Source organism: Klebsiella sp. CN_Kp104, assembly GCF_040064515.1.
GTDB lineage: Bacteria > Pseudomonadota > Gammaproteobacteria > Enterobacterales > Enterobacteriaceae > Klebsiella > Klebsiella aerogenes.
Genome location: NZ_JBEAII010000029.1, coordinates 158,819 through 184,784, shown reverse-complemented (window position 1 = coordinate 184,784; position 25,966 = coordinate 158,819). Strand labels below are relative to the sequence as shown.

Here is a 25,966-nt window from a genome sequence, read left to right as displayed (position 1 = left end):
ATGGTAGCGCTACCGGGGATTTTGAGGCCATCCGGGGCGAGTGAATCAGGCGCTGCAGTATTTCTTCTTGATAACGACGATAACCGTACCAACGAGGCCAGTCACCAGCAGGGCGATCGGCAGCACCATCAGGCAGGTCATGACCTGGTCTTCGTGGTTTTTCACGAACGGGATCATGCTCAGCGCATAGCCAAGACCGGTGACGACGCCAACCCACAGCAGGCCGCTTAGCCAGTTAAAGAACTGGAAACGACGATTCGGCAGGCCGGAAATGCCCGCCATGGTTGGCAGCAGGGTGCGGACAAACGCCAAAAAGCGCCCGGCCAGCAGCGCCAGCAGGCCGTGTTTATCAAACATGTTGGTGGCGCGCTGGTGATATTTGTGCGGCAGATGCGACAGCCAGCCTTTCACCATATTGGTATTACCCAGCCAGCGCCCCTGTAAATAGCTCAGCCAGCAGCCGAGGCTGGCGGCGGCGGTTAGGATGGCGAGAGTGGGGACAAAATCCATGACGCCTTTAGCGATTAGCGCGCCGGCGAGCAGCAACAGGCTATCGCCCGGTAAAAACGAAGCCGGCAGCAGCCCGTTTTCCAGAAACAGGGTCGCGAACATGACCAGATATACAAAACCCACAACGTGAGGGTTTGCCAATGCGGCAAAATCATGTTGCCACAGCGCGGCGACAATCTCTTGAATGACAACCATGGACTTTCCTAAGTGGTACCGTTTTTCGACTAGTGTACTCCTGAAGCGGCCCGAGCACCTTGATCTCGGGCGCAACAAAAGCGGCCGCTTTTCTGAAAGCGTCCGCTTTTGTTGCCACTTCCTGTCACTTTACACGATACGCGCGAAGCCTGCCGCTAAATCCGCCAGCAGATCGTCAACATTTTCTAAACCTATGTGCAGTCGAATAAGGGTACCGCTGAAATCCACTTCCGCCTCGGGGCGGATGGCCGCGATATGTTCCGGCTGGTTGGCGAGGATCAGCGATTCGAACCCGCCCCATGAGTAGGCCATGCTGAACAGACTGAAGTTGTCCAGATAGGCTGCCAGCTCGGCGTCGGTGAGGCGCTTATTGAGAACGAAAGAGAACAGACCGCTGCTGCCGCTGAAGTCGCGCTTCCAGAATTCGTGGCCCTTGCTGCCCGGCAGCGCCGGATGATTGACCCGCGCCACCTGTGGGTGCTGCGCCAGCCATTCGGCGACGCGCAGACTGCTTTCGTGATGTTGGCGCAGGCGGACGCCAAGCGTGCGTAAACCGCGGCTGGTCATATAGGCGGTGTCGGCATCGACCATCTGGCCCATTAGATAGGCGTTTTCACACAGTTGCTCCCAACAGCGGGCGTTGGCCACCGCGGTGCCGATCATTCCGTCGGAGTGGCCAATTAAATATTTCGTTGCCGCCTGGATAGAGATATCGATACCAAAATCGAGCGCTTTAAACAGCACCCCTGCCGCCCAGGTGTTATCGATCATGATAATAGCTTCCGGCGCGACGCGGCGCACGGCGGCGACGATGGCCGGCACATCATGCACTTCCATGGTGATCGAACCGGGGGATTCGAGGAACACCACTTTGGTATTGGGTTGAATCAGGTTGGCGATATCCGCACCAATGAGCGGATCGAACCAGCCGGTGGTCACCCCGAGCTTTGCGAGGATCTTAGTGCAGAAGTCCTGGCTGGGTTCATAGGCGGTGTTGGTCATTAACACGTGGTCGCCCTGTTCGACGAAGGCCAGAATCGTGTTGGCGACCGCGGCCGCGCCGCAGGGGAAGAGGGCGCAGCCGGCGCCGCCTTCCAGTTCGCACATGGCTTCTTGCAGCGAAAAGTGGGTCAGCGTGCCGCGGCGGCCATAAAACAGCTCGCCTTTGGCGCGGTTACGGGTGGCGTGTTTTTTAGCCTCGACGGTATCGAATACCAGCGATGAGGCGCGCTGGATGACGCTATTCACCGAACCCTGAGTATATTTTTTGCGGCGCCCGGCGTTGACCAGCGCGGTATCAAGATGTTTATCAGCCATGTTCTGCAAACCTGTTTTTATACGTCTGGACGTCTAAACTACCATGAATCCCGGTTTGTGTACCGGGTCGTAAACGATACAGGCAAAAATTTTCCCGAAACCGGCGTCAGCCGCTTTTTTACTGCGTAAGCGCAAAGAAAATAAACGTGATTTGCTGCACAGTGTAAATACTAATGAGAACCACTATCAATTCGATGCCGTTTTGATATTATTATGCTCAGTTTTTGTGATTGATGTCCTGGAGAAACAGTGTGGGTAATAATTTGATGCAGGCGGATCTCTCCGTTTGGGGTATGTATCATCACGCCGATATTGTCGTTAAGGTTGTGATGATTGGCTTGATTCTGGCTTCGGTAGTCACCTGGGCTATCTTCTTCGGCAAGGGCGCCGAAATGTTGTCCAGCAAGCGTCGCCTCAAACGTGAGCAGCAGCAGCTCAGCGAAGCGCGTTCTCTCGATCAGGCTAACACTATCGCGAATGGATTCCATGCTAAAAGCCTGACCACTCAGTTGATTAACGAAGCCAATAATGAGCTGGAACTGTCGGCAGGCGTGGATGATAACGAAGGTATTAAAGAACGTACCGGTTTCCGCCTTGAGCGTCGTGTGGCGCAGGTTGGCCGCTATATGGGCCGCGGTAACGGTTATCTGGCGACTATCGGCGCTATTTCCCCGTTTGTCGGCCTGTTCGGTACCGTCTGGGGCATCATGAACAGCTTTATCGGTATCGCGCAAACGCAGACCACTAACCTCGCGGTTGTCGCACCGGGTATCGCGGAAGCGCTGCTGGCAACGGCGATTGGCCTGTTTGCCGCGATTCCGGCGGTGGTTATCTATAACGTCTTCGCCCGCATGATTGCCAGTTACAAAGCGTCTCTTGGCGACGTGGCCGCGCAGATTATGCTGCTGCAAAGTCGCGATCTCGACCTGAACGCCAGTGGTTCTCAGCCGCTGCGTCCGGCGCAGAAATTACGGGTAGGTTGATCCGCTATGGCGATGCATTTTAACGAAAACCTCGATGATAACGGCGAAATGCACGACATTAACGTGACGCCATTTATCGACGTCATGTTGGTGCTGTTGATTATCTTCATGGTGGCGGCGCCGCTGGCCACCGTGGACGTCAAAGTCAATCTGCCTGCCTCATCCAGCCAGCCGCAGCCGCGTCCGGAAAAACCGATTTACCTGTCGGTGAAAGCGGACAAATCGATGTTCCTCGGCAACGATCCGGTGACTGAAGAGAGCGTGATTGCCTCGCTGGACGCGCTGACTCAGGGTAAGAAAGACACCACCGTGTTCTTCCGCGCTGACAAAACCGTCGACTACGAGACGATGATGAAAGTGATGGATACGCTGCATCAGGCCGGATATCTGAAGATTGGTCTGGTGGGCGAAGAGACCGTCAAAGCGAAGTAATTTCCCCCAGGATATCCCCCGCAAGGCCAACACTGCGTTGGCCTTTTTTATTTCCCCGGCGCCTGCGCATCGTTTTGATATGAGCCAGCTGCGATATAATGGCGGCCATTTTTACAAACTGACAGGACCTTATGGAACGCTTTCTGGAAAACGCTATTTATGCTTCGCGCTGGCTGCTGGCGCCGGTTTATTTCGGCCTCTCGCTGGGCCTTATCGCGCTATCGATAAAATTTTTTCAGGAGATATTCCACATCCTGCCGCATATCTTCAGCGTCAGCGAGTCGGATCTGATTCTGACGCTGCTTTCGCTGGTCGATATGACGCTGGTGGGCGGGCTGCTGGTGATGGTGATGTTTTCAGGTTATGAAAACTTCGTTTCGACGCTGGATATTAACGAAGGCAAAGAGAAGCTCAACTGGCTTGGCAAAATGGATGCGACATCGCTGAAAAACAAGGTGGCGGCGTCGATTGTGGCTATCTCTTCCATTCACCTGCTGCGGGTGTTTATGGATGCGAAGAACGTGCCGGATAACAAGCTGATGTGGTACGTCATTATCCATCTCACCTTCGTGCTGTCCGCCTTTGTGATGGGCTATCTCGATCGCCTGACCAAGGTAAAGCACTGATGTGACAACTTACCCGACAGCTTTGCGCCGCCGGGTAAAGGCATTACGCCTGGCGTTTGTCTTCGGTCTGCGTGTCGAAATCGCGGGCGTCATGGCGCTCGTGCAACTGCTCGTCGAGCGGGCCATTGGTGCGGTTAACCATCCGTCCGCGCTTCACCGCCGGGCGATTGCCCACGTCCTGCGCCCAGCGCAGCACGTTAACGTAGCTGCCGGCATCGAGGAATTCCGCGGCGTTATAGACGTTGCCCAGCACCACGTTGCCGTACCACGGCCAGATCGCCATATCGGCGATAGTGTACTCTTCCCCCGCCACAAAGCGGCCACGCGCCAGCTGCTTATCCAGCACGTCGAGCTGACGTTTCGCTTCCATGGTAAAGCGGTCGATGGCGTACTCGATTTTTACCGGCGCATAGTTATAGAAGTGGCCAAAGCCGCCGCCGAGGAACGGCGCAGCGCCCTGTAGCCAGAACAACCAGTTTAGCGTTTCGGTGCGTCCGGCCGGGTCTTTCGGCAGGAAGAAACCAAATTTCTCCGCCAGATAGAGCAGGATGCTGCCGGATTCAAATACCCGGGTCGGCGGAGTAGTGGAGTGGTCGCTCAGCGCCGGGATCTTCGAGTTCGGGTTAACTTCCACAAAGCCGCTGGAAAACTGATCGCCTTCGCCGATACGAATCAGCCAGGCGTCATACTCAGCGCCTGCGACGCCCAGCGCCAGCAGCTCTTCCAGCATGATCGTCACTTTCTGCCCGTTCGGCGTGCCCAGCGAATAGAGCTGGAGCGGGTGATTGCCAACGGGCAGCACTTTCTCATGCGTCGCGCCGGAAACCGGACGGTTGATATTGGCGAACGCGCCGCCGTTATTCTGTTTCCATTCCCATACTTTCGGTGGTTGGTAGTGATTGTCGGACATACTGACCTGCCTCTTTGGTAAGGTGTACAAAAAGTCTAGCAGCTAATCTCAGGCCATAATCCGCGCGGCCCACACGCTGACGTCATCGCCGCTGCCGAGATCGGGCTGCACCAGGCCATTGACCATAAACGTCGGCGACACATGAATGCCGTTCTGGCGGGCGTATTTACTGTGCCATTTGATCTCGTTTTGCAGCTCCGGACGGGCAAACGCCGCCGCCAGCGACACGTGGCTGTAGCGCTCAAGGCGTTCGATAATTTGCTGCGGGGTGGTATTCATATTCGGCCCGCTGCAGTGGTCGGTGAATTCAAACTCTTCACGATGATCGGCGACCGCCTGCAGGACTTTATGCGCCTGCTCTCTGCCGTGCGGCAGGGTGGAGGCGGCCAGCACGCAGCGCACTATCACCCCGGAAAACAGATGCCACGGCTGGGACTGCAGGCGAATTTTAATCGTGACGTTCTCGGCGCCCACTTCATCCAGCAATTCATCAAGCTTATTGAAGGCGCGAACGGAAAACGGACAGGTTGGTTCGAGGAATACTTCAAAAGTCCGCGGTCCGTGTCCCCAGACCAGCGGCTGGGCATTGAGATGCGAAGGTGAGCTCATTGTCGACTCCTGATGTAGTGATGTTTTTTTGTTATGTGTTGGCTAACAATATCACTTCTGCCAATGGACGCCGGGTTATTTTCTATAAGGGCACGTTTAGCGAATCGAATGAGTGGTATCATCATTTCACCTCTGTCTGGTAAGTGCCTGCGGCAGGATAAGAAGAGGGAGTTTTGTTCCGCCAACTGCCCGGGCTGCATTAATTTGAGGTCAGGCTAAATGAGTAAAGGATCGACCAGTATTGACGCCCCTTTCGGCACGCTTTTAGGCTACGCGCCGGGCGGCGTGGCAATTTATTCTTCGAATTACAGTAGCTTAAATCCACAAGATTATCCGGATGACGCCGCTTTCCGCAGCTATATCGGCAATGAGTATATGGGGCATAAATGGCAATGCGTAGAGTTCGCGCGGCGCTTTTTATTCCTCACCTACGGTTTTGTTTTTACCGATGTCGGAATGGCTTATGAAATCTTCTCGCTGCGCTTTCTACGCGAAGTGGTGAATGACAACATTCTTCCCCTGCAGGCCTTCGCCAACGGCTCGCGTCGTCCGCCGATCGCCGGTTCGCTGCTAATCTGGCAGAAGGGCGGCGAGTTTAAACATACCGGCCACGTGGCGGTGATTACGCAACTGGTGGGGAATAAGGTCCGTATCGCCGAGCAGAACGTCATCCACGCGCCGCTGCCGCAGGGCCAGCAGTGGACCCGCGAGCTGACGCTGGAAGTGAAAGAGGGCGTCTACACCATCAAAGATACCTTTACCGATACCGAAATTTTAGGCTGGATGATCCAGACCGCTGATACCGAGCATAGCCTGCCGCAGCCGGTGCTGCCCGGCGAGGAGATGAAAATCAGCGGCGCGCGGCTGCCGAATAAAGGCCAGTTCCGCGGTAACTGGCTCAACGAGAAAGACGCGCTGCAAAAGGCCTATGTTGAAGCCAACGGTCATTTCATCAATCAGGATCCTTACCAGTACTTCACCATCAGCGAGAGCGCCGAACAGGAGCTGATTAAAGCGACCAACGAACTGCACCTGATGTATCTGCACGCCACTGATAAGGTGATGAAGGATGACAACCTGCTGGCGCTGTTCGATATTCCGAAAATTCTCTGGCCTCGTCTGCGCCTCTCGTGGCAACGCCGCCGTCATCATATGATTACCGGGCGCATGGATTTCTGCATGGATGAGCGCGGGCTGAAGGTGTACGAATACAACGCCGACTCTGCCTCTTGCCATACGGAAGGCGGATTGATCCTCGAACAGTGGCTGAAACAGGGCTATCGCGGTACCGGCCATAATCCGGCGGAAAATCTGCTTGAGGAGCTGGCGGGGGCGTGGAAGCACAGCCGCGCACGGCCGTTCGTGCACATCATGCAGGATAAGGATCTTGAAGAGAACTATCATGCCCAGTTTATTCAGCGTTCGCTAACCGAGGCGGGCTTTGAGAGCAAAATTCTCTTTGGCCTTGATGAGCTGCGCTGGGATGCCGCCGGACAGCTTATCGACGGCGATGGCCGCCTGGTTAACTGCGTGTGGAAGACCTGGGCGTGGGAAACCGCCATCGAGCAGGTGCGGGAAGTCAGCGCCGATGAGTATGCGGCGGTGCCGATTCGTACCGGCCATCCGCAAAATGAGGTGCGCCTGATTGACGTCCTGCTGCGCCCTGAAGTATTGGTATTCGAACCGCTGTGGACGGTTATCCCCGGCAACAAGGCGATTCTGCCGGTGCTGTGGTCGCTGTTCCCGCATCATCGCTATCTGCTGGATACCGATTTTGTGGTCAATGACGAGTTGGCGAAAACCGGTTATGCGGTCAAACCGATCTCCGGGCGCTGCGGTAATAACATCGATCTGATAAGCCCGCACGATGAGGTATTGGATCAGACCAGCGGGCAATTTGTCGATCGCAAAAATATTTACCAGCAGCTGTGGTGTCTGCCGAAGGTTGACGGCAAGTACATCCAGGTGTGCACCTTTACGGTGGGCGGTAACTATGGCGGAACCTGCCTGCGCGGCGATGATTCGCTGGTGGTGAAGAAAGAGAGCGATATTGAGCCGTTAGTCGTGCTAAAAGACGACGAGTAGCGGCCGCAAACCGGGCAGCGGCTAGCATCGCAGCCCGGCACCTGCAAAGCTTCAACGTACAACTAACACAACAACAAGACAGAAAAGGAAAAGCATATGCACGATCGGCGCCTCGCCGCCCGCGCGGGTGAACTTAAGCCCTCCGCCGTCCGCGAACTTCTCAAACACAGTAAACTGCCCGGCGTTATTTCGCTTGGCGGTGGTATTCCGGCTCCGGAACTGTTTGATACCGAAGGTCTCAACCTCGCGGTGCAAAAGGTGATGAGCGAACGTTTTAATGATGCGTTCCAGTACGGCCTTACCGAAGGTTATCCGCCGCTGCGTCAGGCGGTGAGCGAAATCTGCCAGTCGCGCGGCGTGGCCTGCTCGGCAAGCCAGGTGTACATCACCTCCGGCTCGCAGCAATCGCTGGATATTGTCGCCCGCACGCTGCTCGATCCGGGCGATGCGGTCGTCGTTGAACGCCCGACCTACCTTGCCGCGCTGCAGGTATTCCAGCTGGCGCAGGCGAACATCCTGAGCGTCGATACCGACGATAACGGCATGCTGGTTGAACAACTGGCCGATCTGCTGGAGACCACTAAGGTTAAAGCGGTCTATCTGGTGCCGACGTTTGGTAACCCTGGCGGTAAAACCCTCAGCGACGATCGTCGCCAGCGGCTGGTAGCCTTAGCGAAGCAACATGATTTTGTGATCATCGAAGACGATCCCTACGGCGAAATCAGCTTCACCGATAAAGTGCGTCGTCCGCTGTATCAACATGCGATCGAACAAGGCTGTGAAGATCGGGTGGTGTACACCTCCACGTTCTCCAAGATCCTCGCGCCGGGAATGCGTATTGGCTGGATCGTGATGCCGGAATGGCTGGCGCACCAGGCGGTGATCGTGAAGCAGGCGGCGGATCTGCATACCAATATGCTCTCTCAGGTTATCACCGCTGAGTATCTGGGAATGAATCGACTGAACGATCAGATCGCCCTGATCCGCGAAGACTACCGTAAGAAGTGCGTGGCGCTGGCTGATGCGCTGGAAAGCCGTCTTGGCGAGCATCTTGAGTTTAGCCGCCCGGAAGGGGGAATGTTCCTGTGGGCCCGTTTCCGCTATCCGTTCGATACCATGGCGTGGCTGAAAAAGACGCTGGAAAACGGCGTGGTTTACGTACCTGGTGAAGCGTTCTACAACGATAATCCGGATACCCGCACCCTGCGTCTTTCCTATTCGACGGTTTCTGAAGCCGGTCTGCTGACCGCCGTCGAACGTCTGGCGAAATCGCTGTAATCTTTTGTCTCCGCACCGATGACCGGTGCGGAGAGCTTTAAATCGGGGGAGGGGTTACTCCTGCTCGGCGATGCGATCGTCAAGCCAGATAAGCATCAGGGAAGAGAGAAAAGCGACAGCAATAGTGCCAATAAACAACAACATAAAAATTTCCTCAGGGGTTTTATTATTTTTCTAATGTAACCGGTGAGTGGCTATTTTTGTTTGCAATGGTGATTTTAGTGTCACGCTGAGCCGTTGCAAGGGTAAAAAAATCATCAGCGTCAACATCGAAATTCAGGACGATTTCCCGGTATTTTCTGGCGTTAACGAGTTCTTTAGCTTCTTTCATACTACTGGCGATAATAGTAGGCATCAGTTTCATCTCAGTTTGAAAACTAGCAGGCAAAATAAAAGCTTGTTCGTATCAGATCAACATTTTTTTGCTACTTTACACATCACCAGAAAGTCTGTCTTTGCGCAATCGTAACCAGAGTGGGAGCGTATGCAGAAGCGGAGGCCAGATGACCCCGCTCACCGTCTTAAAGCTGATACTGCCAGGAGAATAGGAAGCGCTTTTCGGCTTCATCGAGATAGGTGTTGTTATCCTGAACGTAGGTCATAAATTTCACCGCGTTATGCTCGGTCAGGTTATATCCCACGCCGACCCCGGCGAAATAACCTTTATAGTTATCGCCATCGTCGTTTTTTGAGCCATACGATCCACCGGCGAAACCTAACAGGCGTAGATCGGCGCTCAGTGGTTTCAGGACAAAGGCGCCGAGATAGCCGCTGCTGCCGGAGATATTCGTCGATTCAAAACCGTTTTCCGGCGACGGCATGCCGTTAAAACCCGACTGCGAACAGGCGCTATGTTGATCCTTATTACAGGCCATATGGTCGCCGGTATTATAGGTATAACCGGCCATCGGGAATATTTGGAAGCCTGCTGGTTCAAAGCCAAAATAACTGAGCGGCAGGAACGTACCGATAGAATAGTTGGTTTGTGAGGAGTCATCGGGATAAACATTTTTCCCAAAGTTAAAATTAAAAATACCAATGGGAAATAGCCATGAACCGCCGACGCGCCATTCCGTGGCGTCGCTATTAATACGCACATTGAGTTTCCGCGCTTCGTCAAAGGCCAGCGAGCCGGAAAATGCGAGATTGCTGTCATCCAGATCGTAGTTATCTGACCACGTCATGCCGAATTTGGTGGTCACTTTAGTTGGGTCATCCGCCGATTTCTCGGCGTTGGTTTTAACTTCCCCCGTCTGGGCAAAGAGCGCGCCTGGCAGCAGACCGATACACAGCGCGCATATCGGGAGATATTTAATAAGCATAAAAATTCACAATTAAAAAATAAAATACAACCAACTACTGTACACGACGATATTCTTCGCTAATATCACCGATATATTTAATTTTGCATTTCACCGCCGGCACTAGTTAATTATTCGAAACTTAATAAATAACCCGCACATAGCGGGTTATTTATGAAAGAGGGTACGTAATAATATTTATAGCAGGCCAATCTCTTTCGCGGTGCGGTCCACGGCGCGTTTGGTTTTTTCAACCAGTTCATCGAGTTCACTATGTCCGGCTATCAGCGCCGGCGCCATGATCATGCGCCCCAGCGTCGAGCGGATAATCACGCCTTCCTCAAAGCCGATGGTGCGACAGCGCCAGGCCAGTTCGTTCTCGTTGGCAAAGCGTTTGCGCGTGGCTTTATCTTCAGCAAACTGCAGGGCGGCCACCAGCCCGGCTCCCTGCACCTCGCCAATAAGCGGATGGTTTTCAAACACCTCGCGCAGCGTTTTTTGCAGATAGGGGCCGCTATCGGTGCGAACCCGGGTGACGTGGTTTTCATCGCGTAAGGCTTTCAGGTTGGCAATCGCCACCGCGGCCGCCACCGGGTGGCCGGAATAGGTCAGGCCGTGTGGGAAAACGCCGCCTTTTTCCACCAGCACGTCGGCCATGCGCTTGCTCAGCACCAGGCCGCCCATCGGTACGTAACCGGAGGTTAGCCCCTTGGCAATCGATAGCGTATCCGGTTCAAAACCAAAGTACTGATGCGCAAACCATTCACCGGTACGGCCAAAGCCGCCAATCACCTCATCGGCGCACAGCAGCACGTCATATTGCCGGCAAATACGTTGGATCTCCGGCCAGTAGCTTTCCGGCGGGAAGATCATGCCGCCCGCCCCCTGGAACGGCTCGGCGATAAAGCCGGCGACGTTTTCCGCCCCCAGTTCCAGGATCTTCTCTTCCAACTGGCGGGCGCAGCGCAGGCCGAACTCCTGCGGCGTCAGGTTGCCGCCGTGCATAAACCAGTAGGGTTCATCGATATGGGCCACGTCCGGGATCACCCCGCCCATTTCATGCATGAACTTCATGCCGCCGAGCCCGCTTGCCGCCAGCGTGGAGCCGTGATAGCCGTTCCAGCGGCCAATCATCACCTTTTTCTCCGGTTTACCGAGGATCTGCCAGTAACGGCGAACGGTGCGAATCAGCACTTCATTCGATTCCGAACCGGAGTTGGTGTAGATAGCGTGGCTGTAGTGCGGAGGCAGCAGGCTGAACAGTAGCTCGGAAAGCTCAATCACCGCCGGGTGGGTCGTGTGGAAGAACATATTGTAATAGGGCAGTTTGGCAAACTGCGCCGCGGCGGCGTCCGCCAGATCCTGGCGGCTGTAGCCCAACTGGGTACACCACAGGCCGGACATTCCATCGAGGTATTTATTGCCGTCGTTGTCCCACAGGTAAAGTCCTTCGCCGCGTACCATGACGCGCGCCCCTTCGGCGTTCAGCGCTTTTTGATCCAGGAAGGCATGAATATGGTGAGCCGCATCTGAATGTTGGTAATCGGACGTCGAACGGTTCTGATTGCTTGGATTAGTCATTTCGTCTCTCCTGTCTGCTGAAACTGAAACCAGGTGGTTTTGAGGCTGGTGAATTTATCAAAGGCGTGCAGCGACAGATCGCGGCCAAAGCCCGACTGTTTGTTGCCGCCAAAGGGAACGGTGACGTCCAGCGCATCGACGGTATTTACCGAGATCGTTCCGGCGGTCAGCTGCGCGGCGACGCGATGGGCGCGGTGCAGATTGTCGGTCCACAGCGAGGCGGCCAGCGCATAGATATGGTTATTCGCCAGATGGACCGCCTCCTGCTCGCTATCGAAGGCGCAAACCGCCAGCACCGGACCAAAAATCTCCTCTTTCCACAGCGCCATCTCTTCGTTCACGTCGGTCAGTAGCGTCGGCTGAACATAGTTGGCGACGCCGTCTATTTCCACCGTACGGCCGCCGGTAAGCAGCGTTGCGCCCTCGTCTTGCGCGCGGCGGATAGCCGCCATCACTTTTTCGGCATGGGCGGCGCTGACCATGGCCCCCATGCGGCTTTGCGGTTCGAGCGGATGCGCCGGAGCCCAGGCCTGCATTTTTTCCTGTAGTTTGGCAATGAAGGCCGCGTAAATCGGGCGCTCAACCAACAGGCGGGAGTTTGCCGAGCAGACTTCGCCCTGATTAAAACAGATGCCGAAGGCTGCTTTTTCAGCGGCCAGGTCGAGATCCTGGCAGTCGGCGAAGATGATATTGGCGCTCTTGCCGCCGCACTCCAGCCATACCTGTTTCAGGTTGGACTGGGCCGAATAGGCCATAAAGGCTTTGCCGACGGCGGTTGAGCCGGTGAAGGCGATGACATCGATATCGTGATGCAGTCCCAGCGCGCTTCCGGTTTCGGTTCCCAGCCCGGTCACCACGTTAAGCACGCCTGGCGGAATACCGGCCTCCAGCGCCAGTTCGCCCAGACGCAGGGCGCTAAACGGCGAGTTTTCCGAGGGCTTGAGGATTACGCTATTGCCGGCGGCCAGCGCCGGACCCAACTTCCAGGAGGCGAGGTCGAGCGGGAAATTCCACGGCACGATGGCGGCAACCACGCCGATGGGCTGGCGGGTAATGGTCGCCAGCGCGCCGGGCCTGGCGGGAGCCACTTCATCGTAGAGTTTATCTACGCTTTCGGCATACCAGCTGAGGATGTGCGCGGCGCCGGGGACATCAATGTTCAGCGCATCGTTGACCGGTTTCCCCATGCTGACGCTCTCCAGCAGCGCCAGCTCTTCGCGATGCTGAAGGATCAGCGCCGAGAGGCGCAGCAGCGCGCGTTTACGCTCCTGCGGCGCCAGCCCCGACCAGACGCCGGAAGTAAACGCGCGGCGCGCGGAGGCGACAGCAATATCGATATCTTCCGTCTGCAGCGAGGTGACTTCCGCCAGCAGCGTATTGCTGGCTGGGTTAATGGCGGGACAGGTTTTACGGCTTTTCGCGACGTACGGTTGACCATCGATAATGGCGTGGCTGATAAAGCGCTGCTCCTGCAGCTTGCGCTGCCAAAAGTTTCTATCAGACATGAACCTTCTCCTTCGCATGTTGCGTAATTGTTATTTATTTGTTTCTTTGAGTTCATGATGCAGTAGGCCAATGCGGCGAGAAAGGACTAAAAATCTAGGCAACCTCTATAAAAATCGTTGTTAGCCTGGATTGGCTATTTTCTGTGATCCAGGGCGGGAGGTCGTGCGTTGTGATGGCGTTCAAAAATCGGGGACGTGCAATTTTTCAATAGGCTGTAATGCAAAGAGTTTTTATTTGCGGTCAGTTTTCTACAACCCCGGAGCCTGCGTGCTTTTGGTGATATTAAATATTCTCAAATTAAGGCGTTGAGAATATAAATACTACTTAAGGGGAAATGAACAACGGTGAAACGATCGAGTTCATCAGCCTGTTTTCGTGAGCGGCAGTACGATTAATACGTTGTAATATAAGGTAGTTATATGCCTTGTTTTTTCTCATCCTGCTTATACTGGCCGAAGTACTATCCTCCGGCGCTCGCAATTTTTTCGCCAGGTATCTGTTAATTTTCTGTAAAAATCTGATCGCAGTCGGATTGTTGATCTTTTTCTCGGCAGAGGGTTGCAGGCCAGGGTGTTCATCGTTTAAAGCTAATCAGCCTGCCTCCTTGATGATAAAAAAATAAGGTATCACATGCCCCATTTCACCCTGAAACAGCTCAAATACTTTGTTGCCGTCGTCGAGGCGGAAAGTATTGCTGAAGCCTCACGTCAGCTGCATATCGCGCAGCCGTCAATTTCCATCGCCGTGAAGACGCTGGAAGATATGTTTGAGCAGCAGTTTTTTATTCGCCACCACGCCCAGGGGGTATCAATGACCCCGAGCGGGCAGCGTTTTTATGAAAAAGCCAAAGAACTGCTGCGGCTCTCTTATCAATTTGAACAAAACTCGAAAGCCGATAATGAGCTGGTCTCCGGAATTATTTCCATCGGTTGTTTTGAGACCGCCGCGCCGCTGTATATGCCGTCGTTGATGGCCGGGTTTAAGAAAATTTATCCCGAAATCACCATTAAAATTTACGACGGCGAGCAGCACGAGATTGCTCACGGTCTGCACCGCGGGCGTTTTGACCTGGCTTTTCTCTACGACCTCGAACTGGATACCTCGATTTATACCGAGAGCCTCAACGCGCCGCAGAAACCCTATGCGTTGCTACCGGCGGACCACCCACTGGCCCAGCGGCACGCCGTACGGCTGTCCGAGCTGAGCAATCTGCCAATGATCCTGTTGGATGTGGTGCCAAGCAAAAACTACTTCATCAGCATTTTCAAAGATAAGGGCTACAACCCGCAGGTGGCCTACAGTTCGCCTTCGATTGAGATGGTGCGCTGCATGGTCGGCCAGGGGCTGGGCTTCTCGGTGCTGGTGACGCGCCCGGTGAACGACATGACCTATGACGGCCAGCAGGTACGCTGTGTGGAAATTCAGGATGAGATGGCGAATTCGGCGCTGGTAATGGCGCACCTGCGCAGTAGTGAACCGACTAAACCCACCAAACTGTTTATGGAATATTGCCGCAATGCGGTGTTGAGCCCGCCGCAGCAAGAAGTGAAAGTCGCCTGAATGAGAAAATTTACCCGCGATTAGCGCGGGTAAATATATTCATGTGGTATTTTCTGCGTTTTATTGCCTATAAAAAAACGAAGCTCTGACGATATTTTTATGAGCCTCGAAAGTCATGGTTGTTTTTCCTTTCAAAATCTCATGCCTGAAAAATAAATACTGCGTATTAGCGTGGCGGAAATGGCCTGGCGGCGGGGCGAATCCGCTGCATCATTATTTTATTCTCAGGTGCTAAATTTATAATAATTTACCTGTGCATAACGGTTTATTAACCTCGGTCATGAGCAGAACATCACCGAAGGACATATTTATGACCGTAGAAAAAATACAAATCGAGACGCTGGTTGTTGGCGGGGGGCAGGCCGGTATCGCCATGAGCGAGCACCTGAGCAAACAGGGTATTTCGCATCTGGTCGTGGAAAAGAATCGCATTGCCGAAGCCTGGCGTACCGGCCGCTGGGATTCGCTGGTGGCGAACGGCCCGGCGTGGCATGACCGTTTTCCGGGCATGGAGTTTAAAGGTGGCGACCCCGATGCCTTTATTGCCAAGGATGATGTTGCGCAATACTTTGTTGATTATGTGCGCGAGTTTAATCTTCCGGTCCGTACCGGCGTGGAAGTCAAAAGTGCGGTGCGTAACCACGGGCGTCCGGGGTTTACCATTGAAACCACCGACGGCGTGATTGAAGCGCTGAATATTGTCGCGGCGACCGGGCCGTTCCAGAAGCCGGTTATCCCGCCGATCGCTCCGCGCGACAGCGCCATCCATCAAATTCATTCGGCGAAATATTACAACCCGCAGCAACTGCCGGAAGGCGCGGTGCTGGTGGTGGGCGCGGGCTCGTCCGGCGTGCAAATCGCCGATGAACTGCAGCGCGCGGGCCGCAAGGTTTATCTGTCGGTCGGCGCCCATGATCGCCCGCCGCGTGCCTATCGTAACCGGGATTTCTGCTGGTGGCTGGGGGTATTAGGCCTGTGGGATGCCCCGGCCAGCGAACCCGGTAAAGAGCACGTCACCATCGCGGTTAGCGGCGCGCACGGCGGCCACACGGTTGATTTCCGCGAGCTGGCGCATCGTGGTATCACGCTGGTTGGTCTCACCGAATCCTTCGCCGGGGGAACCGTCTCCTTTAAAAATAATCTCGTCGAAAACATTCGCCTCGGCGATGAAAACTATCTGGCGCTGCTGGATGCCGCCGATGCTTACATCGCCGCCAATGGCCTGGATTTACCGGAAGAGCCCGCCGCACGGCAATTCTTAGCGGACCCGGACTGCATGACGTCGCCGATCCTCTCGCTCGATCTGGTGCAGGCGGGGATTAACACCATTATCTGGGCTACCGGCTATGCGGTGGACTACAGCTGGCTCAACGTCAACGCTTTCAACGAACAGGGCCGTCCTCAGCATCAGCGCGGCGTCTCCAGCGAACCGGGCGTCTACTTCCTCGGCCTGCCGTGGTTATCGCGCCGGGGATCAACCTTTATCTGGGGCGTCTGGCACGACGCGAAGCATATCGCCGACCATATCGCCACCCGCCGTAAATACAGCCAGTACAAAGACGCCAGCCAGCGTTAATCATGACTTACTGAACAGGATAACCCTTATGCCTACCCATACTCGTATTCGGATGTTCAATACCAAAGAGACATACCCTAATCAGACGCTGGACAATGACTTATGTCAGGCGGTACGCGCCGGTAATACCGTCTACGTTCGCGGCCAGGTAGGGACGGATTTTGAAGGCAATCTGGTAGGCCTTGGCGACCCGCGGGCGCAGGCGGAACAGGCGATGAAAAACGTCAAACAGCTGCTGGAAGAGGCGGGGAGCGACCTGTCGCATATCGTGAAAACGACCACCTATATTATCGACCCGCGCTATCGCGAACCGGTCTATCAAGAGGTAGGCAAGTGGTTAAAAGGCGTGTTCCCGATCTCCACCGGACTGGTCATTTCCGCGCTGGCGCAGCCGCAGTGGCTAATGGAGATCGATGTTATTGCCGTCATCCCTGATGACGCGGCGAAATAAGGAGGCAGGATGACATTTTCGATTGCCGCACGCTGCCCGGAAAGCGGGCAGTTTGGTATCGCGATTAGTTCTTCAAGCATTGCCGTCGGCGCCCGCTGTCCGTGGCTGCAGGCGGGGGTAGGGGCGGTATCGAGCCAGAACATTACCTTACCGGCGCTGGGGCAACTCACTCTGGCGCAGATGGAGCAGGGGCTGACGGCGGAGAAAGCGATGCGTCGGGCGCTGGCGGAAGACGACTTTAGCCGCTATCGGCAGATTATCGCCATCGACGCCAGCGGCCAGACCGCGTGGTTCAGCGGCGATAAAACGCTGGGGACCTGGCATGTTGTGCAGGGCGATAACTGTATTGCCGGCGGTAATATGCTGGCGTCGGAAGAGGTGATTGCCTCGATGGCGGCAACGTTTTCGCAAACCGAAGGCGAGCTGGCGACGCGGCTGGTTGCCGCGCTGCAGGCTGGCGTCGCCCAGGGCGGCGAGGCCGGGCCGGTCCATTCGGCGGCGGTGAAAGTGGTGGATGATTACTCCTGGCCGCTGGTGGATCTGCGCGTCGACTGGAGTGAAACGGACCCGATTGGCGAGCTGGCGGCGCTGTGGCAGGCCTATGAACCGCAAATGCAGGCCTATGTCACGCGCGCCCTCGACCCGCGGGAGGCTCCCAGTTACGGAGTACCCGGTGATGAATAGTCGATTACAGGATATTCTGGCGCGGCTGCTGGCGTTTGACACCACCAGCCGCGAATCGAACCTGGCGATGATCGACGATATTGCCGATTATCTCCACGGCTTCGCAATCGAAACGCAGCGCTTTTATGATGCGCAAGGGAGAAAAGCTAATCTTTATGCACGACTGGGCCCTGCGGGGCCCGGCGGCGTTATGCTCTCCGGCCATACCGATGTGGTGCCGGTTGACGGCCAGCCATGGACGGTTCCCCCTTTTGCCCTCACGCAACGCGATGGCCGCTGCTACGGCCGCGGTAGTGCCGATATGAAAGGCTTTCTCGCCTGCGTACTGGCCGCCATTCCTGATTTTCTCGCCCAACCGTTACGCATGCCGCTGCACCTGGCTTTTTCCTACGATGAAGAGGTGGGATGTCTTGGCGTACGCAGCCTGGTCGCCCATCTGCAGGCGTCTACAGAGAAACCGGCGATGTGCATTATCGGCGAGCCGACGGAGATGCGCCCGGTCTATGGTCACAAGGGGAAGCTGGCGATGCGCTGCGATGTTCACGGCCACGCTTGCCACTCCGCTTACGCGCCCGATGGCGTGAATGCGATTGCCTGGGCTGCAAAGCTGATTGGCCGCCTGGATGAGCTGGGCGAGCAGCTTGCGCTTCGCCAGGATACGCGTTTCGATCCGCCTTTCAGCACCCTGCAGGTGGGGGTGATTAAGGGTGGCGCGGCGTTGAATATTGTACCTCAGCACTGTCAGTTCGATTTTGAAATTCGCCATTTACCGGATGTTTCGCTCGATGACACCCTGTCCTCGCTGCAGGCGTATGCCGAAGGCGAACTGCTGCCAAAAATGCGCGCGACGGCGGCGGGATCGGCTATTACCTTTCAACCGCTCAGCCAGTATCCCGGCCTGTTGAGCGACCCGCAGTCGGCGTTCGCCGGCTGGCTGGCGCAGTGGGCCGAATGCGAGGATTTTTCAACGGTCGCTTTTGGCACCGAAGGCGGATTGTTTGATGAGGCCGGCGTGGCCACGCTTGTTTGTGGCCCGGGGAGCATGGAGCAGGGGCATAAGGCGGATGAGTTTGTTAGCGAGGCGCAGTTGGAAAAGTGCGAGCAGATGTTGAAAAATCTCTGCCGCTGGATGTCAGCTTAACCGCCGGCGCGCGGCGTAGGGGGCGCGCTTTCTTGTAGGCCTTAAACCTTCTCTTTTGCAAAAGCCATGCTTTTAACACTCTTCGCTTTCGAGAAATAATAATAGACCGGCGAGACCACCAATAAACCCACAATCCAGGAGAGATCCGCGCCGCCAAAGGAGAGGGCGATTGGCCCGGTATAAATTGAGGTCGACATAAACGGTACTTCGACCAGAATACCGAGGATATAGCAGGATATCGCCGTTGCATTAAAGTAACCGTAAATACCGCCATCGCGTTTAAAGAACGATTCAACGTGATATTCGCCGTGGGCCACTAAATAATAATCGACCAGATTAATCGCCGTCCACGGCACCAGCACATACAACAGCACGGTAATAAAGTTGGTGTAGATTAGCAGGAAATTTTCCTGGCCATAGATAGCGAGGAATATCTCCAGCAGCATGGTCAAAATAGCGGTGATAATGCGTGCCCGCGCCATCGGCGACCAGCCGTCGATAAAAGTCTGGCCGAGGGTCAGGGTACAGAGTACGCCGCAGTACAGCATCATCGAGTTGGTGGCGGCGATCCCCAGCGCCAGTACGATAATCACTATCGCCCCCATGCTGCCGGTCAGATCCATAATCCCTTGAATGATATCGTCATTACCGATACAAATCGCCACCAGCACCCCGAGCACCATCGGCAGATAGGAGCCGAGAATGCAGCCAAAATAGCTGGCGTAAAAGACGCTTTTATCGTTGGTGCTGTAGGGCATATAGCGGGAATAGTCAGAGACATACGGCGCATAGGCCAGCTGCCAGAGCGCGGCGATAGAGACGGCACCGAGAAAGCCGACGATGTTGAAGCCGCCGCGGTCGACAAAGTCGCCCGGCAGGCCATGGATGAAGACAATCCACACGAAGGTTGCCGCCAGTACAATGCCTGAAATCCACGACATGATCCGCGCGTAGGAGTGGATGATCTTATAGCCAAAGATGGTGGCGAACAGGCTTAGCGCGCCAACCACGATAATCCCAATGTCCGAGTTCATCGGCTGATAAATCGCGTGCATCGACTGCCCGCCAAGCACCAGACTGGAGGCGGTAAAGCCGATATACATCAGTACGACGATGGAGACCACCAGTACCGAACCATAGGAGCCAAATTGCCCCTTGGTCTGGACCATTTGCGGTACCCCGAGTTTTGGCCCCTGCGCCGAATGCAGCGCCATAAAGAGCCCGCCGACCAGGCTGCCGATAAATAGCGCAATCACTGACCATAAAAAGGAAAGGTGGAAAATCGTCACCGACATCGCGCCGGTGATGACCGTTAACAGCATAATGTTGGAGCCAAACCAAATGGTAAAAAGATCGCCTGGTTTGCCGTGGCGCATATTTAAGGGGATAGGTCTGATGGTATTACTTTCAAGATTCTCGACATTAACAGATTGATGTTTTGTCATGGTGCTCTCTCATTATTTTGGTCTTCATCAGCGTAAGAGTGATATTTCAATGAGGAGTACAGCTAATCTACTCATCACAACATTTCATTCACCATTTTTACAACTCCGTATCATTTGCGAAATGACAAAAAATATCGGTGCTGGATATAAAAAAAATGCTTTACCCGGCGCTGGAAAAACGCTGCATTTGTGCGTTGCGCTATTTTTAGAGTTTTATGCTTTGTGCTTAATTTTTTACTGGCAAACCCGCTGATGGTTTTTTATCGGGCAGATAAAACTCTGCCATATTGCGAGGGGGTTAGAATGATGAACCGTAGAGAGAAATAACAATTCCCTGTTTTTATTATGGTTTAGTGAGATAGATGATTGGCCCGATAAAATAATGGAGAAATAAAATAATTAGCTGATACATCATGACATTAGTATTATCGTGTTGTGTATCCTAAAGGCGCACAAATAACAGGGTGAAGTGCGTTATGCGAGGCGCTTCACAATAACCAACAGATATTTAATATAAGGGCAGGAATACGACATCCTGCCCGAAAATAATTAATAACCGACTTTATAAACCCGCCCGCTTTGGATCCCTTCGACGCTGCGGCGATAGGCCTGCGCCACCGCTGCGGCCGGTACGCTGGCGAAACCGGGGAAGAAACCATCATAGGTCTCGACAGACTCACTGAGCACGGTGGGGCTTATCAGGTTAATGCGGATCCCGCGCGGTAATTCGCAGGCGGCGGCGCGAACGAAACCTGCCAGCCCGGCATTGACGGTGGTGGCATTCACCCCTTGAGCGATCGGTTCATCGGCGACGATGCCGCTGATAAGGGTGATGGAGCCGCCATCGTTAAGATAATGCTGGCCGGTGAGGGCGAGGCGAATCTGCCCCAACAGTTTATCCTGCAGTCCCTGGTCAAAATCGCGGTCGGTCATCGTGCTTAGCGGGCCAAAGTATAAGCTGCCGGCTGCTGAGACAATGGCATCGACCGGGCCAACTTTCTCGAACAACGCCTGCACGCTGTGCTGCGAGGTAATATCAACCTGCTCGTCGCCGTGGGTGCGGCCAACGCGGATAACTTCATGCTGGCGGCTCAGTTCTTCCGCAACCGCGCGGCCAACGGTACCGCTGGCGCCAATAACGATAATTTTCATCGCAAACTCCTCAGTGAAGTGAGCCTCTATTCTTTAATTAATCGATTGTCGGATAAACTGGCTAAAAGTTAGATGATTACTAACCAGAGGTTTGCAATATGGATAAGCTGCGTGGAATGGAGACGTTTGTCGCGGTGGTAGAGTGCGGCAGTTTTACCGGCGCGGCGACGCGCCTTGAGATGTCGGCGGTGATGGTCGGCAAATATATCGCCTTAATTGAAGGCCAGCTCGGCACCCGCCTGCTGGAGCGAAATACCCGTCGGCAAAGCCTGACCGATGCCGGGCGAGTCTATTTTGACGAGGCGCGGCGGGTACTGGAGCAGGTGGCGAATGCCGAGCGTTCGGTTGAACGGTTACGGCTGGCCCCTGCCGGTACGCTACGGGTGAGCGCGCCGGTTTCTTTCGGCGCCAGCATTATCGCGCCGCTGACCGCCTCCTTTCTGCAGGCCTGGCCGGAGGTACGCGTCGAGCTTGATTTGACGAACCGCATGGTGGACCTGGTGGATGAGGGAATCGATCTGGCGATTCGTATCGGTGACATCCAGCGTACCGATCTGGTGGCGAAGTATCTCGCTCCCTATCGTATGGCGATCTGCGCGGCGCCGGATTATCTGGCGCGCCACGGCACGCCGCAGACGCCCGCTGATTTAGCCGGACATCAGTGTCTTTCGCATACGGTATGGACCGCGCGCAACGAGTGGCGGCTGCCGGGCGCTGCGGAAGAGGTGCGCTGGAAGCGCGACGCGGTACTGCGCTGCAACGATGGCTACGCGCTGCGTATGGCGGCGGTGGCCGGCGCCGGGCTGTTATTGCAGCCGGAAGTGCTGCTGGCGGAAGATTTAGCCAATGGCCGACTGGTGCGTATTTTGCAAAATTACACGCCGGAACCGAGGCCGATACACCTGCTGTGGCGCCAGGATCTGCGCCCCTTACCGAAACTTACCCGTTTCGTCGAGCATTTGTTAAAGGAAGTGAACGGTATTTATAAGCTATGATTATCGTGTCTGATGAAAGCATTCATCGTGAAACAGTAATGGAGGTATGGATAGATGGGATTATTAAGTTTTGTGAAAGAAGCGGGCGAGAAGATCTGGGATGCCGTGTCGGGCTCCAGCAAGGAAGATCAGGCCGACAAGCTGAAAAAACATATTGATAGTCTTAACCTGCCTGGTGCCGAAAAGGTCAATATTGCCGTAGCGGACGATGGTACCGCGACGGTAACGGGCGATGTCGGTTCACAGGAAGATAAGGAAAAAATTCTGGTGGCGGTAGGTAACGTAACCGGGATTGGCCAGGTCAACGATAGCGTTACTGTGACGCAGAGCGGGGCAGAAAGCCGTTACTATACGGTTAAATCCGGTGATACCCTCAGCGCCATCTCAAAAGCGATGTATGGCTCCGCCAATGACTATCAGCGTATTTTTGAAGCCAATAAACCGATGCTGAAGCATCCCGATAAGATCTATCCGGGGCAGGTGCTGATTATCCCGGCGAAGTAAGCCGTGAATCAGGGATTAATAGCAACGTTTTGATGGAGATTGTAATGGGATTATTAGATCAAATCGGCGGCGTGCTTGGCGGGCAGGCTGGCAAAGCTGAACAACTTCAGGCGATCATGACCTGGATTGAACAGCAGGGCGGTATCCAGGGAATCCTGGAAAAATTCCGCAGCGGCGGCTTAGGTGAAATCGTCGAGTCGTGGCTTAGCCAGCAGAGTAATATGTCGGTGAACAGCGATCAGATTACCTCGGTATTCGGCTCGCCTGCCCTGCAGGAACTCGGCGCCAAACTGGGCGTTGATTCGCAAACCGCCTCATCGCTGATTGCGGAATACCTGCCAAAAATCGTCGATGGCCTGTCGCCGCAGGGCGAAGCGCCGGCCCAGGGCGACCTGGTCTCCGCAGGACTTAATCTACTGAAAGGTAAGTTTTTTAGTTAAGCGCTAGCCGTTTGAGTTTTAACTTATCACATAATACGGGCCTGAATAGCGGCCCGTATTTTATTATCAGCCATAAATTCATCTCATCACGATTATTTATTCTGTATTCCTAATTGACAATTTACCGCTGCGTTGAAAATATCATTATTTTATCTTACCGGAACGGTTATGATAAAATTTTATGATATTTATCGGCTTTCTGCCTGGCTAATTAGTTTTTTTATTTCCTGTAGCCATAAACAAAGTAATTTACCCTTTCGCTAAATAATGCGCATTATCTCCAAAACATAAAAACACCTGCACATCACAACCATTATTAATGGTTCCTGACTTTGGAGAATGCTATGCCGACCAAAGAATCATCGCCGCCGCTTATTGAGAAGCACACCATTGGCTATATTCCGCCAGAAGATCGCCACGGTAAAACCCGCGATCTCTTTACCCTGTGGTTTGGCGGCAACATCGCGCCGCTGCCGATCGTTACAGGCGCCCTGGGAGTACAGATCTTTCACCTGAATCTGCTGTGGGGGATCGCTGCGATTTTAGTCGGCCATCTGGTCGGCGGGGCGCTGATGGCGCTGCACTCGGCGCAAGGGCCGCAGATGGGGATCCCGCAGATGATCCAGAGCCGCGCGCAGTTTGGATCTTTTGGTTCGCTGCTGGTGGTGGCGATCGCCGGGGTGATGTACGTCGGTTTCTTTGCCTCGAACATCGTGCTGGCCGGGCAGTCGCTGCACGGCATCGCTCCCGCGGTTCCGCTACCGGTGGGGATTGCGATCGGCGCGGTGGGATCCTGCGTGATTGGCATCATCGGCTACCGATGTATTCATATTCTCAACCGGATCGGCACCTGGGTGCTGGGCATTGGCATTATGGTCGGCTTTGGCTACATCTTCACTCATCTGCATACCGCCGATTTCTTAACTCGCGGCGGGTTTTCCTTCTCGGGCTGGCTGGCCACCGTGTCGCTGGCGGCGCTGTGGCAGATTGCCTTCGCCCCGTATGTTTCTGATTATTCGCGCTACCTGCCGGCGGATGTGCCCGTCGCCGCGACGTTCTGGACCACCTACCTTGGCTCGACGCTCGGTTCCAGCCTGTCGTTTATTTTTGGCGCGGTAGCGGTGCTGGCAACGCCGGTGGGGCTGGAAACCATGGATGCGGTAAAGCTGGCGACCGGCGCGATAGGCCCGTTGATGCTGGTGCTGTTCCTGCTGAGCGTCATCAGCCATAACGCGCTTAATCTGTATGGCGCGGTGATGTCGGTGATAACCCTGGTGCAAACCTTCCTGTGGCGCTGGATCCCCGGCAGTCGTAGTCGTGCGCTGCTGTCGGTCATCGTGCTTATTTGCTGCGTGGCGGCGGCGATCTTCGCCTCGGCGGACTTTATCAGCCACTTTATCGATCTGGTTCTGGCCCTGCTGGTGGTGCTGGTGCCGTGGACCGCGATTAACCTGATCGACTTCTACGCCATTCACAAGGGCAACTACGATATTAACTCGATATTTCAGGTGGATGGCGGTATCTATGGTCGTTATAACCCGCACGCACTGCTGGCCTACGCCATTGGCATCCTGGTGCAGATCCCGTTTATGAATACCCCGCTGTACGTTGGCCCGGTCTCGGCGTGGTTTAACGGCGCCGATCTCTCCTGGCTGGTCGGCCTGCTGGTGACCTCGCCGTTGTACTACTGGCTGGCGAGCCGCGATAGCGCCTGGCGTCGCCGTCAGGTTGGCCTCAAGCAGGCGATGGATTAAGTTATAAAGCGGAGCGCCGCTGGCTGGCCTTACGGTACTGCAGCGGCGTCTGGCGCATCATCTTTTTAAAACAGGTAATGAAGTAGGTCACCTCGCCAAATCCCACCGCCACTGCGATGGCATCAACGCTCTCATCGCTATTACGTAGCAGATCGCAACTGCGTTTTATTCGCCGGGTGAGCAAATATTCATGGATATTGCCGCCGGTCTGCTGACGAAAAACCCGCGAGGTGTAGCTGCGCGAAAGTCCGAGGTCGCAAGCCAGCTGGTCAAGGGAAAACTTGCTGGCATAGTGGGCTTCGATCCAGTTCATAATCCGCGAGGCGACGGTCTGCTGGCGCGGCGGGTAGCGTTGCGGCTGCTCGGGTAGAAACGTCATTAGCTGCATCATCAAAAACGCCACCTCACAGGCGGTGGTCTGCTCGTTATCCTCCAGACGCTGAAACTGTTCAAGGATCCTTTCGATAAATGCCGCGTGCTCGCTGAGGTCGTAAATTTGCGCCGGCAGATTGCTGGCGGCCAGCGCCGCGAACTGGGCCTGATGGCGCGGGAAAGCGCTGAGCGCGCTCTCGACGACCGACTGCTCAATGTGCATGGTGGTGCGGTGATAAGGATTTTTATCGCTATGATCGACCTGCACTTTGTGCAAACGGAAGGGCGGGAAGATAAATAATCGCCCCGGACGGGCGGTGTAGTGCTGGTTATCCACCACCACGATGCCATAGCCGCTGGAAATATAAAGCAATTCAACGCATTGATGCCAGTGGTAGTAAAGCACGCTGGTGGTGTACATGCGATTAAACGAAATGGCCTGCCGATCGAGCGTAATACGTTCCAGCAGTTGCGCTTCGCCCATTTTGCCTCCAGGACAACAGATTTAAATTTTTACGCCATCATTTGCAATTTATCCTCCGCGCGGTCGACAAAATCC

At 54.9% G+C, this 25,966-nt stretch carries 26 protein-coding genes; 15 read left to right on the top strand and 11 right to left on the bottom strand.

Annotated elements, in window-relative coordinates; all coding sequences use genetic code 11:
* Nucleotides 1-45 precede the first annotated feature (45 nt).
* Nucleotides 46-705, bottom strand: a complete 660-nt coding sequence (yghB, locus tag ABLU80_RS15820; protein ID WP_015369667.1) for a DedA family general envelope maintenance protein YghB — start codon at nt 703-705, stop codon at nt 46-48.
* Between the two features lie 129 nt (nt 706-834).
* The gene (gene metC / locus ABLU80_RS15815) at nt 835-2,022 is read right to left on the bottom strand and encodes a cystathionine beta-lyase (protein WP_015369668.1); all 1,188 of its coding nucleotides are present in this window, start codon (nt 2,020-2,022) and stop codon (nt 835-837) included.
* A gap of 251 nt (nt 2,023-2,273) precedes the next feature.
* On the opposite strand from metC, the gene exbB reads away from it, so the two are divergent.
* The 3 genes from exbB to ABLU80_RS15800 all read left to right on the top strand — a co-directional run bounded on the left by exbB (nt 2,274) and on the right by ABLU80_RS15800 (nt 4,063).
* Nucleotides 2,274-3,005, top strand: coding sequence for a tol-pal system-associated acyl-CoA thioesterase (exbB, locus tag ABLU80_RS15810; protein WP_015369670.1), 732 nt, complete (start codon nt 2,274-2,276; stop codon nt 3,003-3,005).
* Between the two features lie 6 nt (nt 3,006-3,011).
* Entirely contained in the window at nt 3,012-3,437 is a 426-nt protein-coding gene (exbD, locus tag ABLU80_RS15805; protein WP_015369671.1) for a TonB system transport protein ExbD, read from the top strand.
* A gap of 131 nt (nt 3,438-3,568) precedes the next feature.
* On the top strand, nt 3,569-4,063 hold the full coding sequence (locus ABLU80_RS15800; protein ID WP_015369672.1) for a TIGR00645 family protein: 495 nt from the start codon (nt 3,569-3,571) through the stop codon (nt 4,061-4,063).
* Between the two features lie 43 nt (nt 4,064-4,106).
* Here ABLU80_RS15800 and yghU read toward each other — a convergent pair whose 3' ends face one another.
* Both yghU and ABLU80_RS15790 read right to left on the bottom strand, forming a co-directional pair.
* On the bottom strand, nt 4,107-4,973 hold the full coding sequence (gene yghU / locus ABLU80_RS15795; RefSeq protein ID WP_020077919.1) for a glutathione-dependent disulfide-bond oxidoreductase: 867 nt from the start codon (nt 4,971-4,973) through the stop codon (nt 4,107-4,109).
* 48 nt (nt 4,974-5,021) lie between these two features.
* Nucleotides 5,022-5,582 carry a thioredoxin domain-containing protein gene (locus ABLU80_RS15790; RefSeq protein WP_015369674.1) on the bottom strand — a complete coding sequence of 187 codons (561 nt, stop codon included), beginning with the start codon at nt 5,580-5,582 and terminating at the stop codon, nt 5,022-5,024.
* A gap of 20 nt (nt 5,583-5,602) precedes the next feature.
* Here ABLU80_RS15790 and ABLU80_RS15785 point away from each other — a divergent pair, with 20 nt between their 5' ends.
* The 3 genes from ABLU80_RS15785 (at nt 5,603) to ABLU80_RS15775 (ending at nt 8,945) form a co-directional block, all read left to right on the top strand.
* Nucleotides 5,603-5,725: a hypothetical protein gene (locus ABLU80_RS15785; RefSeq protein WP_015369675.1), complete on the top strand. Its 123-nt coding sequence runs from the start codon at nt 5,603-5,605 to the stop codon at nt 5,723-5,725.
* Between the two features lie 76 nt (nt 5,726-5,801).
* The gene (gene gss / locus ABLU80_RS15780) at nt 5,802-7,667 is read left to right on the top strand and encodes a bifunctional glutathionylspermidine amidase/synthase (protein ID WP_320944703.1); all 1,866 of its coding nucleotides are present in this window, start codon (nt 5,802-5,804) and stop codon (nt 7,665-7,667) included.
* A 96-nt stretch (nt 7,668-7,763) separates the two neighbouring features.
* Nucleotides 7,764-8,945, top strand: a complete 1,182-nt coding sequence (locus ABLU80_RS15775; RefSeq protein WP_015369677.1) for a PLP-dependent aminotransferase family protein — start codon at nt 7,764-7,766, stop codon at nt 8,943-8,945.
* Between the two features lie 166 nt (nt 8,946-9,111).
* Here the strand turns inward: ABLU80_RS15775 and ABLU80_RS15770 are convergent, their stop codons facing one another.
* The 4 genes from ABLU80_RS15770 to ABLU80_RS15755 all read right to left on the bottom strand — a co-directional run bounded on the left by ABLU80_RS15770 (nt 9,112) and on the right by ABLU80_RS15755 (nt 13,332).
* A complete protein-coding gene (locus ABLU80_RS15770; protein WP_015369678.1) occupies nt 9,112-9,300 on the bottom strand; it encodes a hypothetical protein in 189 nt (62 codons plus the stop codon).
* 166 nt (nt 9,301-9,466) lie between these two features.
* Entirely contained in the window at nt 9,467-10,267 is an 801-nt protein-coding gene (locus tag ABLU80_RS15765; RefSeq protein ID WP_348850170.1) for a hypothetical protein, read from the bottom strand.
* Nucleotides 10,268-10,444: 177 nt separating this feature from the next.
* The gene (locus ABLU80_RS15760) at nt 10,445-11,827 is read right to left on the bottom strand and encodes an aspartate aminotransferase family protein (RefSeq protein ID WP_047065641.1); all 1,383 of its coding nucleotides are present in this window, start codon (nt 11,825-11,827) and stop codon (nt 10,445-10,447) included.
* Nucleotides 11,824-13,332 carry an aldehyde dehydrogenase gene (locus ABLU80_RS15755; protein WP_015369681.1) on the bottom strand — a complete coding sequence of 503 codons (1,509 nt, stop codon included), beginning with the start codon at nt 13,330-13,332 and terminating at the stop codon, nt 11,824-11,826. Before ABLU80_RS15755 ends, ABLU80_RS15760 begins: the two co-directional genes overlap by 4 nt.
* A gap of 631 nt (nt 13,333-13,963) precedes the next feature.
* Between ABLU80_RS15755 and ABLU80_RS15750 the strand changes: the two genes are divergently transcribed.
* The 5 genes from ABLU80_RS15750 to argE all read left to right on the top strand — a co-directional run bounded on the left by ABLU80_RS15750 (nt 13,964) and on the right by argE (nt 18,745).
* Complete coding sequence (locus ABLU80_RS15750; protein ID WP_015703484.1) at nt 13,964-14,893, top strand: LysR substrate-binding domain-containing protein; 930 nt, start codon at nt 13,964-13,966, stop codon at nt 14,891-14,893.
* Nucleotides 14,894-15,203: 310 nt separating this feature from the next.
* Nucleotides 15,204-16,469 carry an NAD(P)/FAD-dependent oxidoreductase gene (locus tag ABLU80_RS15745; RefSeq protein ID WP_348850168.1) on the top strand — a complete coding sequence of 422 codons (1,266 nt, stop codon included), beginning with the start codon at nt 15,204-15,206 and terminating at the stop codon, nt 16,467-16,469.
* A 28-nt stretch (nt 16,470-16,497) separates the two neighbouring features.
* Nucleotides 16,498-16,920, top strand: a complete 423-nt coding sequence (locus ABLU80_RS15740; RefSeq protein ID WP_047042999.1) for a RidA family protein — start codon at nt 16,498-16,500, stop codon at nt 16,918-16,920.
* Nucleotides 16,921-16,929: 9 nt separating this feature from the next.
* Nucleotides 16,930-17,604, top strand: coding sequence for a DUF1028 domain-containing protein (locus tag ABLU80_RS15735; protein ID WP_348850167.1), 675 nt, complete (start codon nt 16,930-16,932; stop codon nt 17,602-17,604).
* The gene (gene argE, locus ABLU80_RS15730) at nt 17,597-18,745 is read left to right on the top strand and encodes an acetylornithine deacetylase (protein WP_348850166.1); all 1,149 of its coding nucleotides are present in this window, start codon (nt 17,597-17,599) and stop codon (nt 18,743-18,745) included. The genes ABLU80_RS15735 and argE overlap by 8 nt, the downstream gene beginning before the upstream one ends.
* Before the next feature lie 41 nt (nt 18,746-18,786).
* On the opposite strand, the gene ABLU80_RS15725 is transcribed toward argE, so the two are convergent.
* Both ABLU80_RS15725 and ABLU80_RS15720 read right to left on the bottom strand, forming a co-directional pair.
* Nucleotides 18,787-20,190, bottom strand: a complete 1,404-nt coding sequence (locus ABLU80_RS15725) for a cytosine permease (protein WP_063447600.1) — start codon at nt 20,188-20,190, stop codon at nt 18,787-18,789.
* A gap of 549 nt (nt 20,191-20,739) precedes the next feature.
* A complete protein-coding gene (locus ABLU80_RS15720; protein ID WP_049061496.1) occupies nt 20,740-21,342 on the bottom strand; it encodes a short chain dehydrogenase in 603 nt (200 codons plus the stop codon).
* 98 nt (nt 21,343-21,440) lie between these two features.
* Between ABLU80_RS15720 and ABLU80_RS15715 the strand changes: the two genes are divergently transcribed.
* The 4 genes from ABLU80_RS15715 to ABLU80_RS15700 all read left to right on the top strand — a co-directional run bounded on the left by ABLU80_RS15715 (nt 21,441) and on the right by ABLU80_RS15700 (nt 25,035).
* The gene (locus ABLU80_RS15715) at nt 21,441-22,337 is read left to right on the top strand and encodes a LysR family transcriptional regulator (RefSeq protein WP_032712524.1); all 897 of its coding nucleotides are present in this window, start codon (nt 21,441-21,443) and stop codon (nt 22,335-22,337) included.
* A gap of 54 nt (nt 22,338-22,391) precedes the next feature.
* Complete coding sequence (gene lysM, locus ABLU80_RS15710; protein WP_015369692.1) at nt 22,392-22,841, top strand: peptidoglycan-binding protein LysM; 450 nt, start codon at nt 22,392-22,394, stop codon at nt 22,839-22,841.
* A 44-nt stretch (nt 22,842-22,885) separates the two neighbouring features.
* On the top strand, nt 22,886-23,281 hold the full coding sequence (locus ABLU80_RS15705) for a YidB family protein (RefSeq protein WP_049060911.1): 396 nt from the start codon (nt 22,886-22,888) through the stop codon (nt 23,279-23,281).
* Nucleotides 23,282-23,625: 344 nt separating this feature from the next.
* Nucleotides 23,626-25,035 (top strand): cytosine permease, encoded by a 1,410-nt coding sequence (locus tag ABLU80_RS15700; RefSeq protein ID WP_047042982.1) that lies wholly within the window; start codon nt 23,626-23,628, stop codon nt 25,033-25,035.
* Between the two features lies 1 nt (nt 25,036).
* On the opposite strand, the gene ABLU80_RS15695 is transcribed toward ABLU80_RS15700, so the two are convergent.
* Complete coding sequence (locus ABLU80_RS15695) at nt 25,037-25,891, bottom strand: AraC family transcriptional regulator (protein ID WP_047065659.1); 855 nt, start codon at nt 25,889-25,891, stop codon at nt 25,037-25,039.
* Between the last annotated feature and the right edge of the window lie 75 nt (nt 25,892-25,966).

Excerpts from the sequence above, each read along its gene's own strand:
- ABLU80_RS15790 (WP_015369674.1), bottom strand. The coding sequence starts at position 5,582 with ATGAGCTCACCTTCGCATCTCAATGCCCAGCCGCTGGTCTGGGGACAC.
- ABLU80_RS15720 (WP_049061496.1), bottom strand. The coding sequence starts at position 21,342 with ATGAAAATTATCGTTATTGGCGCCAGCGGTACCGTTGGCCGCGCGGTT.
- ABLU80_RS15750 (WP_015703484.1), top strand. The coding sequence starts at position 13,964 with ATGCCCCATTTCACCCTGAAACAGCTCAAATACTTTGTTGCCGTCGTC.
- lysM (WP_015369692.1), top strand. The coding sequence starts at position 22,392 with ATGGGATTATTAAGTTTTGTGAAAGAAGCGGGCGAGAAGATCTGGGAT.
- ABLU80_RS15800 (WP_015369672.1), top strand. The coding sequence starts at position 3,569 with ATGGAACGCTTTCTGGAAAACGCTATTTATGCTTCGCGCTGGCTGCTG.
- ABLU80_RS15700 (WP_047042982.1), top strand. The coding sequence starts at position 23,626 with ATGCCGACCAAAGAATCATCGCCGCCGCTTATTGAGAAGCACACCATT.
- yghU (WP_020077919.1), bottom strand. The coding sequence starts at position 4,973 with ATGTCCGACAATCACTACCAACCACCGAAAGTATGGGAATGGAAACAG.
- argE (WP_348850166.1), top strand. The coding sequence starts at position 17,597 with ATGAATAGTCGATTACAGGATATTCTGGCGCGGCTGCTGGCGTTTGAC.
- ABLU80_RS15765 (WP_348850170.1), bottom strand. The coding sequence starts at position 10,267 with ATGCTTATTAAATATCTCCCGATATGCGCGCTGTGTATCGGTCTGCTG.
- ABLU80_RS15715 (WP_032712524.1), top strand. The coding sequence starts at position 21,441 with ATGGATAAGCTGCGTGGAATGGAGACGTTTGTCGCGGTGGTAGAGTGC.
- metC (WP_015369668.1), bottom strand. The coding sequence starts at position 2,022 with ATGGCTGATAAACATCTTGATACCGCGCTGGTCAACGCCGGGCGCCGC.
- ABLU80_RS15740 (WP_047042999.1), top strand. The coding sequence starts at position 16,498 with ATGCCTACCCATACTCGTATTCGGATGTTCAATACCAAAGAGACATAC.
- ABLU80_RS15775 (WP_015369677.1), top strand. The coding sequence starts at position 7,764 with ATGCACGATCGGCGCCTCGCCGCCCGCGCGGGTGAACTTAAGCCCTCC.
- ABLU80_RS15760 (WP_047065641.1), bottom strand. The coding sequence starts at position 11,827 with ATGACTAATCCAAGCAATCAGAACCGTTCGACGTCCGATTACCAACAT.
- ABLU80_RS15745 (WP_348850168.1), top strand. The coding sequence starts at position 15,204 with ATGACCGTAGAAAAAATACAAATCGAGACGCTGGTTGTTGGCGGGGGG.
- ABLU80_RS15705 (WP_049060911.1), top strand. The coding sequence starts at position 22,886 with ATGGGATTATTAGATCAAATCGGCGGCGTGCTTGGCGGGCAGGCTGGC.
- gss (WP_320944703.1), top strand. The coding sequence starts at position 5,802 with ATGAGTAAAGGATCGACCAGTATTGACGCCCCTTTCGGCACGCTTTTA.
- exbD (WP_015369671.1), top strand. The coding sequence starts at position 3,012 with ATGGCGATGCATTTTAACGAAAACCTCGATGATAACGGCGAAATGCAC.
- ABLU80_RS15770 (WP_015369678.1), bottom strand. The coding sequence starts at position 9,300 with ATGCCTACTATTATCGCCAGTAGTATGAAAGAAGCTAAAGAACTCGTT.
- ABLU80_RS15695 (WP_047065659.1), bottom strand. The coding sequence starts at position 25,891 with ATGGGCGAAGCGCAACTGCTGGAACGTATTACGCTCGATCGGCAGGCC.
- ABLU80_RS15735 (WP_348850167.1), top strand. The coding sequence starts at position 16,930 with ATGACATTTTCGATTGCCGCACGCTGCCCGGAAAGCGGGCAGTTTGGT.
- ABLU80_RS15755 (WP_015369681.1), bottom strand. The coding sequence starts at position 13,332 with ATGTCTGATAGAAACTTTTGGCAGCGCAAGCTGCAGGAGCAGCGCTTT.
- ABLU80_RS15725 (WP_063447600.1), bottom strand. The coding sequence starts at position 20,190 with ATGACAAAACATCAATCTGTTAATGTCGAGAATCTTGAAAGTAATACC.
- yghB (WP_015369667.1), bottom strand. The coding sequence starts at position 705 with ATGGTTGTCATTCAAGAGATTGTCGCCGCGCTGTGGCAACATGATTTT.
- ABLU80_RS15785 (WP_015369675.1), top strand. The coding sequence starts at position 5,603 with ATGTTTTTTTGTTATGTGTTGGCTAACAATATCACTTCTGCCAATGGA.